Origin of the sequence: Paenibacillus xylanilyticus (assembly GCF_013359935.1) — a bacterium.
In the GTDB taxonomy this organism is placed as follows: Bacteria; Bacillota; Bacilli; order Paenibacillales; family Paenibacillaceae; genus Paenibacillus; species Paenibacillus xylanilyticus.
Window position 1 is genome coordinate 127,545 of the sequence record NZ_JABMCB010000190.1, and the last position, 19,771, is coordinate 147,315.

The 19,771-nt window shown below is 49.2% G+C and carries 12 protein-coding genes; 4 read left to right on the plus strand and 8 right to left on the minus strand.

The features are described 5' to 3' along the window. Positions 1-48: 48 nt before the first annotated feature. The 3 genes from HP552_RS17625 to HP552_RS17635 form a co-directional block, all read right to left on the minus strand. Positions 49-3,429 (minus strand): GH36-type glycosyl hydrolase domain-containing protein, encoded by a 3,381-nt coding sequence (locus HP552_RS17625; protein ID WP_175396716.1) that lies wholly within the window; start codon positions 3,427-3,429, stop codon positions 49-51. Positions 3,430-3,560: 131 nt separating this feature from the next. Beyond that, a complete protein-coding gene (locus tag HP552_RS17630; RefSeq protein ID WP_175396717.1) occupies positions 3,561-4,328 on the minus strand; it encodes an alpha/beta hydrolase in 768 nt (255 codons plus the stop codon). A gap of 126 nt (positions 4,329-4,454) precedes the next feature. Continuing rightward, positions 4,455-5,471, minus strand: coding sequence for a LacI family DNA-binding transcriptional regulator (locus HP552_RS17635; RefSeq protein ID WP_175396718.1), 1,017 nt, complete (start codon positions 5,469-5,471; stop codon positions 4,455-4,457). A gap of 461 nt (positions 5,472-5,932) precedes the next feature. On the opposite strand from HP552_RS17635, the gene HP552_RS17640 reads away from it, so the two are divergent. The 3 genes from HP552_RS17640 to HP552_RS17650 all read left to right on the plus strand — a co-directional run bounded on the left by HP552_RS17640 (position 5,933) and on the right by HP552_RS17650 (position 10,515). After that, a complete protein-coding gene (locus tag HP552_RS17640) occupies positions 5,933-7,579 on the plus strand; it encodes an AraC family transcriptional regulator (RefSeq protein ID WP_175396719.1) in 1,647 nt (548 codons plus the stop codon). Positions 7,580-7,676: 97 nt separating this feature from the next. Next, positions 7,677-8,705, plus strand: a complete 1,029-nt coding sequence (locus tag HP552_RS17645; RefSeq protein ID WP_175396720.1) for an iron-hydroxamate ABC transporter substrate-binding protein — start codon at positions 7,677-7,679, stop codon at positions 8,703-8,705. 97 nt (positions 8,706-8,802) lie between these two features. Then, positions 8,803-10,515 (plus strand): ABC transporter ATP-binding protein, encoded by a 1,713-nt coding sequence (locus HP552_RS17650; RefSeq protein ID WP_175396721.1) that lies wholly within the window; start codon positions 8,803-8,805, stop codon positions 10,513-10,515. Between the two features lie 101 nt (positions 10,516-10,616). Here the strand turns inward: HP552_RS17650 and HP552_RS17655 are convergent, their stop codons facing one another. The 5 genes from HP552_RS17655 to HP552_RS17675 all read right to left on the minus strand — a co-directional run bounded on the left by HP552_RS17655 (position 10,617) and on the right by HP552_RS17675 (position 18,029). Continuing rightward, positions 10,617-11,531 carry a class I SAM-dependent methyltransferase gene (locus HP552_RS17655; RefSeq protein ID WP_175396722.1) on the minus strand — a complete coding sequence of 305 codons (915 nt, stop codon included), beginning with the start codon at positions 11,529-11,531 and terminating at the stop codon, positions 10,617-10,619. Between the two features lie 198 nt (positions 11,532-11,729). Further along, positions 11,730-12,953, minus strand: coding sequence for an MFS transporter (locus HP552_RS17660; protein WP_175397064.1), 1,224 nt, complete (start codon positions 12,951-12,953; stop codon positions 11,730-11,732). A gap of 178 nt (positions 12,954-13,131) precedes the next feature. Then, positions 13,132-15,195 carry a molybdopterin-containing oxidoreductase family protein gene (locus HP552_RS17665; RefSeq protein WP_175396723.1) on the minus strand — a complete coding sequence of 688 codons (2,064 nt, stop codon included), beginning with the start codon at positions 15,193-15,195 and terminating at the stop codon, positions 13,132-13,134. A gap of 383 nt (positions 15,196-15,578) precedes the next feature. Continuing rightward, positions 15,579-16,418 carry a formate/nitrite transporter family protein gene (locus HP552_RS17670; RefSeq protein ID WP_175396724.1) on the minus strand — a complete coding sequence of 280 codons (840 nt, stop codon included), beginning with the start codon at positions 16,416-16,418 and terminating at the stop codon, positions 15,579-15,581. 249 nt (positions 16,419-16,667) lie between these two features. Next, a complete protein-coding gene (locus tag HP552_RS17675) occupies positions 16,668-18,029 on the minus strand; it encodes an FAD-dependent oxidoreductase (RefSeq protein WP_175396725.1) in 1,362 nt (453 codons plus the stop codon). A 515-nt stretch (positions 18,030-18,544) separates the two neighbouring features. Here HP552_RS17675 and pelA point away from each other — a divergent pair. Continuing rightward, a complete protein-coding gene (gene pelA, locus HP552_RS17680) occupies positions 18,545-19,717 on the plus strand; it encodes a pectate lyase (RefSeq protein WP_246310945.1) in 1,173 nt (390 codons plus the stop codon). The last annotated feature ends 54 nt before the right edge of the window (positions 19,718-19,771 follow it).

Below are 19,771 nucleotides of genomic sequence, written 5' to 3' on the forward strand. Positions count from 1 at the left end.
ATAGCCTTTCATTACACTCAAACTTCAAAAAGCTCATACGAAGTTGAATTACATATAAATATCAACGATGGTACGTTCCGAAGTACGCAGCTGTCTGAACTCATCCAGGGAAATGCAGACTCCGCCCTGGCGATAACGGTTCGCCGTAACTTCAGTCCGGATATCCTTACCGTTCACAGTTACACGATTAACTGATCCTTCGTTCAAATGATAGATAAACGTTACTGGTTCCCCCGCATATTCAAACTCAAATTGCATGCCGTCCAGCTCTGCTGGCAGGACAGGGTCAATGACCAGATCCCCACCTTCCTGACGAATGCCGAGTGCATTCGAAATCAGTTGGTTCATGTAGATTCCAGGGCCGCTAGAGTAGATTCTCCATCCACCCTTCACCTGTACTGTTCCTTTACGAAGCTGGTCAAAATGCTCCTGCGCCTCATAACGCGTGTTGAACTTGCCGTCAGAACTGCTGAAATACGCATTGGCCTGGCGGATTTCCGCGTTAGGCACAACCTCGCCGATTCCGACCGGGTTGATCATCGCCAGTCCATTCCATACCTGATCCGTCTTGCCCAGCTTCGCCATCGCCTCCACATAACGAATGTGGGCGTGTACGTACTGCAAACCAATCTCGCGTCCGAAGTTGGACGCTTGCTCTGCCCGCTTGAAGTGACTGCTCACACCGCCAGCGTATTGAGCCGGACGGTTCATCAGGCGCACCCCATCCGGGCACAGGAACTGCTCACGAATCAGTGCATAATGTGATTCTGCCTGTTCTGCCGTGAGCAATTCACCGATCATGCTGCGTGTCATAGGCAGCAGGCGGTATTGGATGCCTGTCTCCGTATCGGTCGGATGCAGCATCAGCTTCGCCTGATCTGCGTCTTCCATGTACACAAAGCCTGGAATGACATCGGTCCCCAGCATGTAACGGTTAAAGTCTTCGCGGATGCCAACAGCCAGAGCTTCAAGCTCCTCTGCAAAGGAAGCATCCTTATATTTCAAGGCCTGCGAGAGCACGTTGACGGATTGATACGTCAAAGCTACTGTCCAGCTGCTCACCATAAACTGCTTGAGCTGTGCATTGGCCGGCTGGAGTGTATCATCCCAGTCTCCATCACCATAGGAAGACAGGAAGGTATCGTGCAGGAAGTGCGAACGGATATATTCAATCTCTTTCTTCGCATGATCGAGTACGGTCGCTGTGTCTTCCGTGAACCCGAAGCTGTGTTTGACAGTGTATGGCACTTTCTCATCCAAAATCGCATAATCTCGAGTTGCTGTCAGATAGTCTGCCAGCACTTTCAGCGGCCAGACGATAATATCGCCATGACTCTCTTCCTGCTGAATGGCAAAATATTTGTCAAACATGAACCATTGCGGCCAGTTGCCGTCATCTTCGTATTGGTGCGTGTAGACCATTTTGATGATGTCACGTACCTGCTCGTATTTTTGCGTGGCCATGAAGTATTCAACCGGACCCTGACATACATCCCGTGTACCCCATGCTGCGCCGCCATACTGCTCCAAACCGTGAGGCACGGAGTAGTGAACCAGCATGTTGTGTGTATACCACCAAGCCAGGGCATTCACTTTGAACAAATCTTCAGCGCTTTGACCTTCCCCGCGAGACAGACGGAACCCGTTCATCACACCCGCGAAAAATTCACGATAAGCCTGTACTTCCTCTTCAAAAGTAAGAGTCGATCCGGCCTCATTCGCTTGACCTTCCAGTACACCCTGAACCGTAAGTGTCCACTCCGCACTCTCTTCCAGACTGAGCGTAACCAGAGAAGCAGATCCACTGCGGATACCACTTGCCAGCAGCGTTTCGTCACCTGCGTTCACTGAAGCACCTTCGACAGACATGCGATATTGCAAATCAGGATACGTTCCGGCACTGATCGCTTGCGGATCAGCCTTGAAGATTAGTGTCTGACCATCTTGCGTCATATGCAGCGGATATTCGTATTCGTTCACATTCATGGTGATCTGGTTGGTGATCAGATAGCGATAGGCTTTGCCGCTTGTCGAACGCACATTCATGCGCACTTCAGTTGTATGTGCCCCTGTGTAGTTCGTCACGATGAGTGTATCGGATTCGGTTTTGTACATCCAGCGTACATAGTTGAAGCCAATTTCGAACAGGGATGGCATGGTCAGCAGACGATACTTGCCTTCCATCTCCACGTAGATGCGTTGTCCGGCAGTCTTCGGCACGTTCAGCGCATTGCGTGCGTTACTGATCATTTTATTAAAATTGGTGTTGCCAATAACCAGCTGTGAGTTGAAGATACCATACATATACGACGTTGTCGTAATGACCTGTGCTCCAAGCTTCACGTTGCCACCGCTCATCAAAATATGACCATGTGGACGCTCCACCAGCAGTTCCTTCGCTTTCAGAACGATATGTTCGTAACTGCCTGTGAAGAAGGATAAGAGCGAATCTTCATTGCGTTCTTCCTGATGTCGATCAGGGAACAAACGATTAATTTCTTCTTCCGTCATGTCCAGTGCCACAAGCGGCTCACCCAGACTGGAAGACAGCTTCACTTGTTCGAGCGTTTCACCGAATTGAACATCGAGTTGCTGTACAGCGTCCCATGCCGCTGCCACCTCATCTGCATATTCCAGTGCAGAGATGCCTTCCGGATGATCGGACTTCGCCAGTCCATAGAATACAACTTCAGCTTCCCCATCCAGGTTCAAAAGCTCAGATTGCAGCGCCGTATAGGCGAACTCATATTGATACGTCTCATTCGCCAGTGTTTTACGGCTCAGTCCTTCCGGTTCGTTGGTTTCCTTGTAGGAGAGGCCGAAGAACTGGAAGCCGTCAGTGGAATATCCGACTGCTTTGGTCAAAGAACCCTGCTGCATATAAGGGAACGCGCCGCCCTGAGGCTGGTTCTGACGGGAACAAACGACGTAACCCTTGGCTCCATCTTCAAATACGGTATGGTCAATGTACTGCGACAGATAGGCCTCATTACTGCGTACAGCACCTGGATCAGCCAGTCCCACATCCTGTCCGTATACGATATCAACACCGTTATGCTGCCCTTTTAGTTTCACATCCCAGAACCAGACGCCTTGGGACGCTGCAGTGAACACAACCTGGTAGCCAATGCTTTCTTCGTTGCCTTCCAATGCAACGCTGCCTTCCCAAATCAGCTGATTGCCTGGTTGAGTCTTGCTTGTCATCACCTTACTGTTCGAACGTGCACCGAGCAATGGAAAAGAGCTGATTTTCTCGCCCTCGTGTACGCGCAGGTACAGATTGTTCAGAGATCCATCGATCTGGTTGCTCAGCAGCTGGTTCAGCATGGTTGTACCGGATGTTGCCTGATACAGGTCCCCGCTGTTCAAAAAGGTAAAGCTCAATTCCCCGGCAGTCAGCCGGATCGGTTCATTAATCATCGTTGTCATGTCATTCACTCCTTCATGTAGTATAAATCGAAACGTTTCGAATTTTCCAAAAAAGAATAGGGCTCCTCTGCAAATCGGCCTCTACAGGCCAATCCGGTTCCGAACCCCTTGGTTTCATTCCCACTGGCTTGTTACACTTTAACGGGCAGCCATTCCAGGACACGTTGGATCTTCATATCCCAATAACTCCACTCGTGGCCTCCTGGCTCTTCCTCATACGTTACCTGCACATCAAGTTCTTTCATCATATGGCGGAATGTCTGGTTGGCTTCATACAAAAAATCTTCTGTTCCGCAGCATTGATACAGCTGTGGGAACGCCGTCCTCGCTGCTGCCAGCCTGCGGCTTACAGCCAGCAGATCATCATCGCTGCCCTCGATCCGCTCAGGGCTGCCGAAGATACTCTCCATTTCCGCACGAGTGAAGTTCCCCTGCCCACGCACCCTGGCCGCCAGATCGAGCCCACCTGACAGACTGGCTGCCGCAGCATATCGTTCCGGGAAACGCAGACCCAGTTTGAATGCACCATACCCGCCCATGGAAACGCCCGCTACAAAGGTATCTTCACGGCGGTCCGAGATCGGAAATAGGGACTTCACAAATGCAGGCAGTTCCTCACTTATATATGTAAAATAAGACCCGCCTTGCTGCATATCCATATAGTAGCTTCGTCCAGCCGAGGGCATCACAACCGCAATTCCTCTGGCCTCGGCATAGCGTTCGATACAAGAATGGCGTGTCCATTCGGAGTGATCGGCACCGCGTCCGTGCAGCAGATACAGTACAGGCAGTTTTCCATCCCGGCTTGCACGGAGCGGTGAATGCTCCGGCAATATGAGAGTGATGTCTGTCGACAAGCTAAGACTTTCAGCGAACAACTGGCATTGTATCAAAGCCATTCCTTCATCTCCTGTCCAACCAGATTTACAATAGGTCCATTGAATGTCTGACTTGAGATATGGTAATTCATATAGCAATCCATATGCCACGGCAGCAATCAATCACTCTCATGCAGCCGATAACTCTTACGCGGGCTGTGTGCCCGATTCCGCCTGTACGGAGCGTACAGACTGACGCTCTACCATATCAATCGTTAACGTATAGGATGGATTCACGGCCTCACCGTTCAGCATCTGGAACAGCAGATGTCCTGCAAGTGATCCGGCTTCGTGCTTCGGCTGGCGCACCGTGGTGAGCGGAGGATGAACAAACTCGGACAGTTGAATGTCATCAAACCCGATGACCGAAATGTCATTCGGTACAGATATGCCGCTCTCTTCCAGTGCTTTTAAGCCCCCGATGGCCATTTCATCATTCCCGTAAAATACGGCAGTTGGAAGCTCGCCCTGCATAATCATCATTTTGGTTGCGCTGTACCCGCCCTCACGTACGAAATTGCCGCTCAGACGCCATTTGGATTTCTCTTCAAGTCCCGCTTCCTTCATGGCTCTCAGATATCCTTGGTAACGCAGGCCATTATCATAAGAGTTGGACGGCCCGCTAATATAGGCAATCATCCGATGCCCCTCATCAATGAGGTGACGCGTAGCCAGATATCCGCCTTGTTCCCCGTCAACCAACACGTTGACCAGATGGTCACCCGACAGATGACGATCCATCACAATAATGGGGAAACGCTGTCCAGCAGATTCCACCAAAATATCATCATGAATGTTGTGTGCCAGTATAATCGCACCATCCACTCTTTTTTCCCGCAAAAAACGAACCGCAGTCGAATCACGTCCACCCATCGAACTGCACGCAATCAGATCATATCCGTTCGCAAGCGCCACATCCTGAACGCTGCGAATCAGCTCCGAGTAATACGGACCCGAAAGATCAGTCAAAATCAACGCAATTGTATTCGTCCGGCTCCGTTTCAGGTCCATGGCAAAGCCGTTTTTGCGGTAATTCAGTTCCCGTGCTGCCTCGAGCACTTTTGCCTTGGTCTTGGCACTGACCTTACTATCCCCGTTCAGGGCATAGGAAGCGGTCGAGAGCGCCACACCTGCCAGCTTTGCCACATCCTTAATCGTTGCCATTCCACGTTCGCCCCTTCTAACTTGACCAATTTCATATGTTATCTACATTTTATACTGTAAATGGTTGCGACAACCACCCAATTCTATACTTTTCCATGGGATGATTGTCGGTCACCTCTTTAATCGAAACGTTTCGAAGGTATTTCAAAAAAAATGCTACGATCCAGCTTCCTGCCCCGCGGCTCATTCATATAAGCTTTATTCAGGGAGCAATCAGCGTCGAGACACGTTTCTTCATGCTAAGCTCTGCAGACAACTCCATACTCAAATGGTATGGACATTGCTTCTCAGCAAGACATTGAAACGTTTCGACATTTTCATTATAGTCGGAGTTGATAGCGATTTCAACCTCTTTATTCATTTTCACTGAAATAAGTGGACCGAATGATCCAATGAACCACATTCAGCAATTATGGTTTATACTGCATATGAATTAAAACCAAGTAAGGAGACACTATGTTATGAGCTATTTGGAGCAAAACGTTTATCAATACCCTCTGCCCAGAAACGCCTCTGTGCACGAGATTTGGTCCTTTCCACCGGCTATGTACAGGCCGCGGCATCTGATGCAGTTCCATGACCAAGAGGCCTTCTCCCGTACAGACGAAGAGTGGCACAGACTGCATGTTATTTATGTCGTCACTTCAGGTCAGGCACGACTAGTCAGCATGGATAGTAAATGGACAGTAAACACGGGCTCCGCGGTGATCCGGCAGGCCGGGACCATTCTTCAGCATGAACGCACACGCGGCTCCCTCTCACCCGTACAGGGCATTGCCATAGCATTCGAGGAAGCCGATAATACACCACTGCTCTGGCCATTCAGCTCTCCTGTTTCCATTACAAGCCGCGGGATCGCTGAGATTGCATCAGAACTGGTATTAACCTGTTCCAAAAACGAGGAGTCCGGCCCGTTCAAGTCTCACATGCTGTTCTATCAGCTGCTTGATGTAATACATGATCATTCTCACCGTTCAACTCGTGATGAGCATTCATGGCTGTCCCTTGTCATCAGACAAATTCATGAGATGGTTGAACATCCACTGACCCGGGACCAGTTAGCGAGAGATGCCAATGTGAGCCCCGAACACTTTTCGCGCGAATTCAAGAAACATACCGGTCTTACCTTTGTGGAATATGTCACGCGGCTAAGAATCAGGCTGGCACAGGAGCATCTGCTGTTCGCCAATCCCACTTTGCAGGAGCTTGCACAGCTGACAGGATACCGGGATATTTTCTATCTAAGCCGCAAATTCAAGCAGCTGGTCGGAACAGCACCGACACTCTACCGCAAAACGCCCAAGAAGATTGTATCCCTTACGTATAACTGCACAGCCTCTCTGCTGGCATTGGGTTATACCCCTCACATGGGTGCGGTGGCCTCCTGGATGGAAGAGAAACTCGTCCGGAGTGGAGAGATTTCGTTCAAACAGCATTCCGAGTATGAACTGTTTACTCGTTTTGATCTCATTGCCGAATCTGGCGCCGATGTCATCATCGGTTATGCGCCGCACTCCAGTACGGATGAGCTGCGCCAGATCGCGCCAACCGTTCTCTTGCCCTTCGAGGAAATGGACTGGCAGGAGCAATTCCTTCAAATTGGCCGGGTTACGGGCCTGGAGAACCATGCCAAGGCACTGCTGAGCCAATACGACCAACTGCAGCGAGAAGCCAATCATACGCTGGACCAACGGATCGGAACGCGCGGATCGGCTGTATGCATTTTTTGGACTGGTGAAGGTGGAGCATATATCTATGGCCAAGGTTGGGGCAGGGCTTCGCATATCCTGTATCAGTCACTCGGATTCAGCCCCCCAGCACGTATGGAAAAGGACGGCCAACTGCTCACCGGATACGTTCATGTACCCATTTCAGACATTCACCTGTATGCTGCTGATCACATATTTATGGCTTACCCTACAGATAAAAAGGAACGACAGGCTCTGGAAGCCCTGCTCGGTCAGGAACCCTGGAGCAGCTTGAATGCCGTTCGCAATGGACATGTATATGAGATTGATGCGGACATGTTTTACGGATTTGATCCACTCTCTGTCACGGAGCAGCTGCAGGATATCATACACAAACTAACATCACAATTGTCCATGTAACAGTGATCATAGTTGTCCATTTACAAATGTAAGATCTTCCTCTATGTTATTAATGAGAATAATAATCATTATTGATTATCACAGGGGGAACTTACCGATGTTTGTCGTTAAAAACCGCTTTTCGGGCTTGCTGCTTATGCTGGCCATCATCATGATCTTGTCTGCCTGCAGCAGTGGCGCAGGTTCTGCCACTACAGAACAGACCACAGCAGGGACGGAAGCCACAAACGGGTCGACAGAAACAACTACAGCATCTTCGAACGACTCAGGCACTTCCGCCAATGCAACACGAATCTATAAATCCCTTAGTGGGGATGTTGAAATACCAGCTGAACCCCAACGCATTGTAACGGATATGTACGTAAGTGATCTGCTTGCTCTGGGTGTGAAGCCCGTGGGGGCAATTAAATACTACCTGGAGAATCCATTCTATGCTGATCAAGTCGCAGACGTCGAAAATATTGGGGATCGCGGCTCCGTTTCTCTTGAGAAGGTCGTTGAATTGAATCCGGATCTGATCATTACCTACTCCGCTGACGCTGAAGAGATTGAGAAGTATCAGAAAATTGCTCCTACCGTTGTCATTCCCTACGGCACATTCACCAATGTGCATGATGAAATTCGGGGATTCGGAGAACTGCTGGACAAATCCGAAGAAGCTGAAGCCTGGCTGAAAACGTATGACGAGCACATTGGAGCTGCGCGTGCCAAGGTTAAGGCGGTTATTAAACCCGAGGAGACGTTCTCGATTCTCGAAGTATCCGACAAGAGCTACTATGGCTACGGAGATAATTTCGGCCGTGGTGGACAGGCCGTCTACCGTGCATTGGAACTCGCACCGCTCGAGATCACCAAGAAAGAGCTCATGGGTGATACGCAGTGGAAGGAAATTTCGCGGGAGGTCATCGGCGACTATGCAGGGGATCATATTTTCCTTACCGTGGATGAGAGTCATGCCAATTACCAGGGTGATTCCATCTGGCAGAACCTGCCGGCTGTGAAAAATAATCAGGTGTATGAATTGCAGGAGGACCGTTACTGGTACTTCGATCCGATCGCAATTCAGGGTCAGGCAGAGGAATTCGCCGATATGATCGTGGAACGTGCAGAGCAAAACCGGAAGTAAGCAGGATTTATCCAATACATTGAATACGACAGAAAGCTGTGTCCGGACAGGCCTGAGGCCTGCCTGGGCATTTGCGTTATAGAAGGGAGAACTACATATGCTTCGCCGTTTCATGGCGTATTACCGTCCTTACAGAGGACTATTCATTCTGGATTTCTCCTGTGCCATCGCAGCAGCCCTGTTGGAACTGGTATTTCCGCTTGCTGTAAATCAGGTAGTGGATAAGCTGCTCCCCGAGGGCAACTGGTCCATGATTCTAACGGCATGTGCTGCATTGCTCGGCATCTACCTGCTCAGCTCCTTTTTCCATTATGCGGTCACTTACTGGGGACACAAGCTGGGTATTAACATTGAGTCCGATATGCGGAGGGAACTGTTCACGCGCGTGCAGAAGCAATCCTTCCGCTTCTTCGACAATAACAAAACAGGCCATCTTGTCTCACGGATGACCAACGATCTGATGGATATCGGAGAGATTGCTCACCACGGACCGGAGGATCTGTTCATTGCACTGATGACACTTGCCGGTGCCTTCGGCATCATGCTCAGCATCAACTGGCAGCTTGCCGTGTTAACCTTCATCATCGTGCCGCTGATGATCTACCTTTCCCTGTATTTCAGCCGTAAAATGTCGAAAGCCTTCAAACGCATGTTTGCCGATATTGCAGACTATAATGCACGGGTGGAGAACAATGTGAGCGGAATTCGGGTAGTACAGGCTTTTGCCAATGAAAATCATGAAATCGGCCGTTTTACTGAGAACAATGAGCGTTTCCGGCTCACCAAACTGATCACTTACCGCATTATGGCGTGGAACTCCTCGCTCAGTTTTATTTTAATGAAATTCGTTTCGCTGTTTGTTCTCGTATGTGGAACATGGTATGTCATTCAAGGAAGTATGACCTACGGGGAATTTATTGCTTTCGTCATGCTCTCCAATATATTCCTTGGTCCGATCCAACAGATTAATTCCGTCATCGAAACCTATCCCAAAGGCATCGCCGGATTCAAACGCTATCTGGAGCTGCTGGAAGCTGTGCCGGACGTAGAAGACACACCGCAGGCCAAACCGATCACGAGCGTAAAAGGAGACATCGCTTTCCATAACGTTACTTTTGCCTATGGTGAACATAAACCTACGCTGGATCAGGTCAACCTGGAGATTCAGGCCGGGCAGACCGTAGCACTGGTTGGTCCCTCCGGTGCTGGTAAATCCACGCTCTGCAGCCTTATCCCGCGCTTCTATGATGTAGACGCCGGCGAAATCTCCATTGATGGCATTCCAGTAAAGGACATGACTTTGGAGTCGCTGCGCTCCAATATCGGCATTGTACAGCAGGATATATTCCTGTTTGACGGCACCATCCGTGAAAATATTGCCTACGGCAAACTGAATGCATCGGATGAAGAAATTTGGGAAGCCATCCGCCGGGCACAATTGGAAGAACTGGTACGCTCACAACCAGAAGGATTGAACACCATGATTGGTGAACGGGGTGTCAAATTGTCCGGCGGGCAGAAGCAGCGTCTGTCCATCGCACGCATGATTCTGAAAAACCCGCCCATCCTTATTCTCGACGAAGCAACTTCAGCTCTGGACACCGAAACAGAAGCAGCCATTCAACTGGCGCTGTCCGAGCTTGCCCAAGGGCGCACTACGCTGGTTATTGCACACCGATTGGCGACCATCAGACACGCAGACCGCATCGTTGTTGTGGAAAACGGCGGCGTTGCCGAACAGGGCAGCCATGATGAGCTTCTCGCACGTAAAGGCTCGTACAGCCGACTGCATCAGGCGCAATTCGGGTAACGTGATTTAATTAATTTACACTGTTCAATACGAATACCCTTCCCCTGTAAAACCAGGAGAAGGGTATTTTTGATTCAAAGCGAAGCATGCTGAACAGGCATTTATTTTTTGACCGCATGGATAAAATGGATGGTTTCAAATGCAGAGAGGTCATCAGTACGATTACTGAAGTATCGCTCTTGGATATCTTCTGGCGACAGATGCTCATAAATGAGCAGGCCAGCATCCACCAGCATGCGCTCAATCTCGCTGTACGTAAAACAGGATTGCATCGGCTCGCCACCTACGGCAGCCAGCTTTACCATGTTCTCTACCCGGTTAAACATTCCTTTTTCCTCAAAGAGTCGTTCGTCTGCAGCATCCAGTACAATTGAACTTCCGGATGGGAGGTTGGCAAAGGCATGCATCATGAGATTGGACAACACCTCTTTGGTCAGATAATACGTAACGCCCAGCAGGCTAAAGAACGTTTTCTGATTCCGAAAGCCCCTGTTCGTTAGATTCTCGTAACTAAACTCATGCGTGAAATCCATCGGAACAAAATGCAGGTTGCTAGGAATAGATAGGTCGGCCCAATTCAGCCTATCGATCTTGAACTGCTGTGTGGCCGGGTGGTCTACTTCAAAGATATTCAGACTGTCGCTCAGTTCCGGAGTTCTTAATGCAAAGGTATCCATTCCTGCTCCCAGAATGACATACTGTCTGGCTCCCAGTGTAACTTCATGGAGCAGCACCTGCTCGCAATAGGCAGCCCTCGACAGAGCAATCGGGGACAGCTGAACTTGTGTGATCCATTTCAATATTTGATCGGGATCCTCCTTAACAATATCAGCCATTTCCGGATTAAAAAAATGAATGCCCTTTACCATTTGCTCACGAATCTGTTCAAATTCCTGCGGAGCAATCAGCTCCCTGGCTATATAATCATTGAAAATCAGAGGTGTGTCATACTGACTGTGATAAGCGCGGCCAAAGGCCGAGATCAAGGATGTGATGCTGGATTCATTTGGCTTCATCGTGGATCCTCCCGCACAACAAAAATAAGGTTCCCCCTGGCCAGGAGAACCTTAGTATATACGGAAACAAATAATATGTAAATTATAGCATAAAAACATTATTTTGTCAATCATGATTTTATGGAACATACAGACATGCTGGATGGACTTTCATCCCGTCCAACATGTCTGCTCCAATGATACTCCATCTAGAAGACTCTAGTTATCCAAACCATACTCCTTCACCTCGCGGTGGCGATTCAGCACGGCATGGAGTACAAAACCGAGCAGTGCCACCCCCGCCATGGCTGTCGCCAGCCAGGCTACGGAAATCAAGCCTTGCTTATCATACATCACACCCATCACATACGGGCCTATGACACGACCAATCGATCCGATCCCGCCTGACACCCCGATATAAAATGGTGCGGATCTGCCAGCATGTTCAGATATAAAGGCCGGAGTTGCAGGCGAGATCAGCATTTCCCCAAAGGTAGCCAGAACCATTGCAAGAACCATACCTGGGTAGCTGTACATGGTAATCATGACGATGTAAGCCATACCGTAGAACACCGCACTTGCTGCCATCTGCGCAGTGGAGGTGCGGGCCATGGTACGTTTAACCCAGCTGGTGAACGGTTGACCTACGAAGATCAAAACCCCATTAAGCGTCCAGAGCAGGCCGTACATCCGTTTTTCCATACCTTCAGAGATAATATACGGTGACACGCCAGTATTCCAGATGGAATTGCCAAACAGGATGAACAACACACCCAGACTCATAAACAGGTATAATCTGGTGTTGCCGAGCAGCGCCCAGATCCCCGGGCCATCCTGAACAGTTTTGCGTTTCGTCAAATGGACTTCTCCCTGATCCGGTTCCGCCCGCGACAGATAGTACCAGAAGAAGATCGCAAACCCGGCAGAGGTCACTCCGTTCAGTACAAAACTGAGATGATAGGAAAAGTCGGCCAAAAAACCACTGAGTGCCGTACCAATCGCTACACCGATATTGTTTGCCACATAAATAATATTGAACAGTTCTCCCCGCCGCTCCGCAAACCGAAAGCCAATGAAGGCCTGAATGGCAGGCAGTGACAACGAACTGAACAAACCGATCCAGCCCATCGCACATATAAACACGACCCAGTACGCACTAATCCAGGGCAGTGCAAACAGCCCGAGAGCATTAAGGGCAAGCGATCCGATAATCAGTTTCTTGACGCCTACCCTGTGATATAGTGCGCCACCAAGCAGCTGGCCAAAGATACCACCGAGCGACTGGATTAATATAACGAATCCCGCATTAGCCATGGTCCGTCCGAGTTCATCAAACACATACATCGTGGTCAGCGGCCACATCAAGGCACTTCCTGTCGCGTTAACCAGACTTGCCAGCAAAAATACTTTGACTTCCTTTGGATATGTATCCAACCATCTCATCATCTTTATTCATTCTCCTTAACACCATAAAAAAGCAAAACAACCTCTGCTCACGGCTATTCTTCGACCAGAGCAGAGGCCATTCGTATTTATTAAAGATAACTTTAACTTTCTACATTCTGCTCCAGGGTTTATCCATTGTTCATCTTACCTGAAAAGCCCCAATGCGCAAGCACACTCATTGACGCTTCACTTCGACAGTGGCCGAGAAGAATGTTGCCCCGTTGCCCATATCGGACAGCCGATTGGACGTCAGCGAGTTTACCCGCTGCTTCCGGCCACTGCCATCCCACCACAAGCCCTGGCTGATGACTGTACCCGGCAGCATGGCTTCACTCACCTTTGCGGTAAGTTCGATCCGTCCTCGCTCATTCCACACCACCACCGCATCGCTATCTTGAATGTTTCTCCTCGCAGCATCCTCCGGATGAATTTGCAGCATTGGCATTTTCTCCATACGCTGATGCTTCTCCGTATTGGCAAAGGAAGAGTTCAAGAAGTTGTGGTTCGGTGGCGACAGGAACATAAGCGGATGCACATCATCAGGTCCGGCCGGATGTTCTCCGTCATACCCTTCGACCAAAGCACGATACGTGGGCAGCGGTGGCAGGCCTCTCTCCGCCATCGCCTCGGAGAACAACTCAATCTTACCCGACGGTGTAGGCAGCTGTTCCAGATATGATGCATGTGGAGCCATGTCCAATTTTACAAAACGATGCTCCTGGAGTGCCTCCAGCGTAACTCCGTTCATATAAGGATTACCTGTATCCGTAAGGGCACCCGCAATCATCTGTTCCGGCGTTTCACCGAAAATCTCAGGATCATATCCCATGGCCAGTCCCAGCAGTGAAAACAGCTCCACATTGCTCTTGCTCTCACCCACAGGTGCAATAACCGGCTCCTGCAGATGAACATACTGATGCCAGTAGGAGGTGTAGAGATCCGTCGCTTCAAATGAAGATTTGGCTGGCAGAAGAATGTCCGCATATTTCGCTGTATCCGTCATGAACAGGTCATGCACAACTGTAAACAAATCTTCCCGCGCAAAACCTCGCTCGACCCGCTCGGTATCCGGTGCCACAACCAGTGGATTGCTGCAATAGACCATCATGGCCCGGATGGGCTGCTCCGCTTCCAGCAGCGCTTCACCAATCCGGTTCATGTTCACGACTCGCGGCTCTGGATTGCTGCGAAGCTCCGGACGCTCCAGTGCGTCGCTATTGGTGCTCGCATAGCTGTTGGTGCGCACGGCACCGCCACCGCGCTTCAGCCACTGCCCCGTAATGGCAGGCAGACAGGCTACACTTCGCACATTCATGCCTCCATTATCATGGTGCTGGAGACCGTTACCGATGTGGATGTGCGCCGCCTGTGCTTTACCGTAAAGCTCAGCCAGCTTCACGATATCCGTTTCCGGTACGCCAGTAATGCGTGCAACGCGCTCAGGGGTATAGCTGCGAACATGATCACGGAGAGCCTCATGGCCCACGGTATACTTTTGCATAAAGGCTTCGTCCGTCAATCCCTGTTCAAACAGTACATTCATCAATCCCAGTGCGAGTGCGCTGTCTGTGCCCGGATAGAGGGGGATAAACCAGTCCCCCCATTGCGCCGTACGATTCCGGTGAACATCGATGACCACAATTTGGGCTCCCTTTTTGCGGGCTTTCTCAGCCAGGACCACCTGATGCATGTTTGTGCTGACAATGTTGCCGCCCCAGATGACAATGAGATCCGCATGCTCCGTATCTTCGGGCAGGGTTCCCCGGTTAGCGCCCATCGTATATTTCCATCCTGTATTGCCGGCCGCATTGCAGATCGTTTGCTCCAGCATACTGGCACCAAGCGCATTGAAGAAACGACGGTCCATGCCGTCTACCCCGAGGATGCCCATGTTGCCGTAAAAGCTGTATGGCAGGATGCTTTCAGAACCATACGTCTCGGATACAGATTTGAATTTTCCCGTTATCTCATCAATGGCTTCGTCCCAGCTTATACGTTCGAACTTGCCCTCGCCCTTCGCTCCCACACGTCGCATCGGATATTGCAGCCGCTCGGGATGATATACCCGCTCCGCCATGTTTCTGACTTTATTGCAGATGGCACCCTTTGTAATCGGATGATCCGGATTGCCTGCAACCTTTACGATTCTACCGTTTTCCTTATGAAGCAGCAGGCCGCAAGTATCCGGGCAGTCAAGCGGGCAAACCGCCGGAAACACGCCATTCTCCTGATCGATCATATGTACAAGTCCTCCCCATTTAAAACTATCCTTACATCATATAATTTTGGAGGTAATGGCGTAAAGAGAACAGTCTTGTTTTCGACGCTGTACGCACGATGCATTTTTTCTAAAAAAAGTTTGCACCCCATGATTCACCTCCTAAATTCAGGGGTAAATTAAGAACAAGGCATTAGGTTAGTGTTTCCCCACTTCCTCCTCATGCCATATCATGGACCACTCCCGAAATTCGCCATGAACAGGTTTCGTTCCCCCGAACCTTGTCATGGCGAATTTATTCTGTCTGGACATAAAAAGCGATCCCCTGCTCGCCCGTTCACAGCATACAATCACTGTGTTCCAGGCGATATGGAATCGCTACTATATATGATTGAAATATATTGTTATGCCTGCTTGCTCCACATTGGTCTGGCTTCCGGCTCCACCGTCGGAACAACCGCTTTGACCTCGGGTTCCGTCTTGCGCAAGTACACCATCCAGTAGGCTGCAGCAACGAACAGCGCGCCTCCTGTAAGATTACCGAGCCATACCGGAATGAAGTTCATGATATACTGCCCCCACGAATAATGTCCTTCGAAGATCGCAGCCGGAATAAGAAACATGTTGGCAACCACGTGCTGAAACCCAATAGCGACAAAGGCCATCGTTGGAAACCAGATGCCGAGCACTTTGCCACTCATCGTATCGGATGCATAAGACAGCCAGACCGCCAGGGCAACCAGCCAGTTACACCCGATTCCCGATATAAACGCCTGAAGAAAGCCATCATGCAGCTTGTGTCCTGCCATATCCACAACCTTGGCCAGATATACGCCTTCTCCCGTGAGGCCAAGCACATGCCCGAATGCATATGCCACGAACAGTGCACCCAAAAAATTGCCTATCGTAACTAAAGTAAGGTTTTTCAGCATGCTGCCCACGGACAATTTGCGTGCCAGCGTGGCGAGCGGTACAGCCATCATATTGCCTGTCAGCAGTTCTCCTCCGCCGATCAATACCATAATCAATCCTACGGGGAATACCGCAGCGCCGATCAGGTTGACCAAGCTGCCCCATTCTGCCGGGGCGGAGGCAATAACCCGAATATCCAGCAGGAATCCAAGCGCGATAAATGCCCCTGCCAGGAAACTGAGAACGAGCACAGAGGACACCCTGTTCTGTGCCTTCTTCATCCCCGTTTTCACCGTATATTGTGCAACCTCAAGAGGTGTTTTTGCCGCCATAACCATCCTCTCCTTCACTGTTCACGAAACGCTGTAAACCGTATGACATAGGGAACGTTTGAACGTTTCATTGGATGATATTATTGTATCGCGGCTCGCTTTAAAACTTTGTGCAATTAATCACAACCTCATGGGTTTATTCCAAATTGATCTGTTTTGAATTTAAGGAATTACCTGGCCGGAAGAAAAGATGCGAATATATAAAAAGGAGTAATCCCCAGAGGGATCACTCCTTAGATAAGGTATTTTTTAAACCAATGCAGGTGCTTTCACTTCCACTGGAGGCAGAGCTTGAAGGCCAGCCGAGTTCAGGAAGTTCCACGGTTTGTTGTAATGAGGCTGGAAGAAGAAGTCGATGAAGGCGAGCTCATCTACGGTCATGTTATTCTGTATGCATACCGAGATCGTATTGATCGACTGTGTCAGATCTGCCTTGGACATGACTTGTGCCCCGACAATCCGGCGTGTGGCCTGCTCATAAATCACTTTGAGCAGCAGTTTCTCAGCCGTCGGCATGAACTCCGGACGGTAAGCATCTTCCAGCGTCACGGCTTCGACCACCAGACCTTCATCTGCAGCAGATGTTTCGGTCAGACCTGTACCTGCAATATTTTGGTCATAAATTTTAATGCCCGATGTTCCCTGCGTACCCATGTACGGCGTCGTAGGACGAACGAGGTTACGGGCTACAAGTGTACCCATTCTTACGGCATTGGTCGCCAGCGGAATGTAGGAAGCTTTGCCGGTTGGGTTATAGTGAATTGCACAGCTGTCTCCAGCGGCAAAAATGTCTTTTTGACTTGTTTGCATGTATTTGTCCACGATGATCGCGCCGTTTGGCAGCATATCCACCTGCCCTTTGAGCAATTCGGTATTTGGACGGAATCCAATGCATAGAATTACGAGGTCGGTTTCAAATTCACCTTTGGATGTAATCACCTTTGTCACTTTGCCATTCTCTCCGGTAAATTTCTGCACCGTTTGGCCCAGCGCCAGTTTGATGCCCCGTCCCGTTAATGTCTCTTCAATGGCATCTGTGAATTCAGGATCCAGATATTTATTCAGAATGCGGTCCACGCTATCGATCAATGTTACTTCCTTGCCGTTCATTTGGAACGCTTCAACCAGTTCAACACCGATATACCCTGCTCCGACAACAGTAACGCGTTTAGCTTCTTTTGCCTTTTCGATGATCATATTGGAATGGTTGTAGTTTTTGCAAAGTAAGATGTTTTCCATCTCGATTCCCTCGAGTTTTGGGACTACCGGCCATGAACCTGTCGTCACAATGAGCTTGTCGAACGTGTCTTCAAATTCTTCCCCGGTTTTCAGGTTTTTAGCCTGAAGCTTATGATTCGCAGCGTCCACTGCCGTAACTTCATGCAGCATTTTAGTGACTACACCCAGCTCGGCCAGCTGGTTTGGCGAAGAGTAAAACAATCCATCCGGATCTTTCACGACGCCACCTACATAAAGTGCGATACCACACGAAAGGAAGGAAATATTGTCATTGCGTTCATACACCGTAATGGTAGCATCCGGGTACAATTTGGCGGTATTCACGATCGCTGCGGTTCCTGCATGTGTACATCCGATAACTGCGATTTTCATAATAAAGGTCCCCCTTGAAGTTATAAAATAAAGTTCATCATTTATCATTGTGCTGCCTTGATTCCTCGAATTTGGACGATGTTTGCTATCTCACTTTCTCATACTTGTGAATATATTCACTAATGAGATTAAATGATATTGTGAAAACATTCACTTTACGTCGGTTGCCTTTGTGATTTATTTCACTTCATGTACTCATTATAATGTGATCTTTTTCACATTACAAGTGTTTTCTCAAAATAAATAAAAAACTTCTTTCGAGCCTCTGGGGAATCTCATCCTCACTCAGAATATTGTCCCCTGTTCGAGCCATGATTATGCTTCCGGAACTTCTTGAGAAATCAACTCTTCAATATGTATCCGGCGGCTAGCTGTCCGTCTCTCATGATTAAATTAGTAAAAAAAAATTCTAGATGAATGGTTGCTTTTTATATTGGTAAGCGCTTACAATAATATTGATCCTTAATTTGGGTTTTATATGAATGGAATACCAATTACTATTGGGAGGCGTTCATTTGAAGAAACGTTCAATCTCTGTTTCATTAAGTCTCGTACCTGTCACCGCAATTATTGCCATGCTGACCGCAGACATTGCTAAACCTGTTGTTGCTTTCGCCGATTCGCCGCCTGTTACAATCAAAACGGAGGTGCTATCTTCCAAAACTTCCGCAGGCGTTGATGTATCTTCACTGCTGAATAAGCTCAGGGATTACAGCATGTTCTCCACAGGTGACATGGCCAAGGACACCGCATATGCTCTGAACATGGTATCCTGGCAGCTGCCGCATGGGGGATTTTTCAAAGCGATGGAGGAGAAGTATAAGTCTTCATGGGACGGGATAACACCACGCTCTGACTGGAAAGACTCAAAAGGCGTAGAACTTGGAACGTTTGATAATGATGCAACTACAACAGAGATCCGCTTCCTGGCTGACATGTATGAAAAAACGGGCAATCCCCTCTTCCGGGACAGTGTTCGCAAAGCGGTGGACTTTATCCTCGTTTCCCAATACCCATCAGGCGGATGGCCTCAAGTCTACCCGCAACGTGGCAATTATTCAGATAGTGTCACTTATAATGACAATGCCATGGTGCGAACCATGGTTCTCATCGATGACATCATTGAAAAGCGCAAAGGATTTAACAACGATATCCTGAGTGAGGATACAAGGGGGAAGCTGGAAAAAGCCTTGGATAACGGGATTGCGTATACACTGAAAGCCCAAATTATCAACGACGGTGTACCTACGGTATGGGGTGCCCAGCATGATCCTTCAACTTATGCACCTGTATCCGGAAGAGCCTATGAGCTGGCGTCCAAGTCAGGCTCCGAATCCGTAGCCATCACCGCTTTCCTTATGTCCAGACCTCAGACACCGGAGATTGAACGAGCAGCCAAGGGCGCCCTCCGCTGGTTCGATCAGGTTCGTGAGGATGGAACCAAGTACAATCGCCAAGGGCCTGTTTATTTTGAGCCTGATCCGACGAGTGTGATCTGGTACCGTTTTTACAATGTGGAAGAAGATGCGCCCTTCTACGCCGACCGCGACGGCAAAAAGTACATGGATATCATGGACATTAGCGAGGAGCGGCGAAACGGCTATTCATGGGCTGGCAATTACGCCCGTAATCTCCTTCAGCTTGCCTCAGACCAAGGATATTACACCTTAAAAAAACCGTTGCCCTAATCTGAATGATTTAATTGATCCAAAAAAGCCTGTCCTCCAGCAATGGAGACAGGC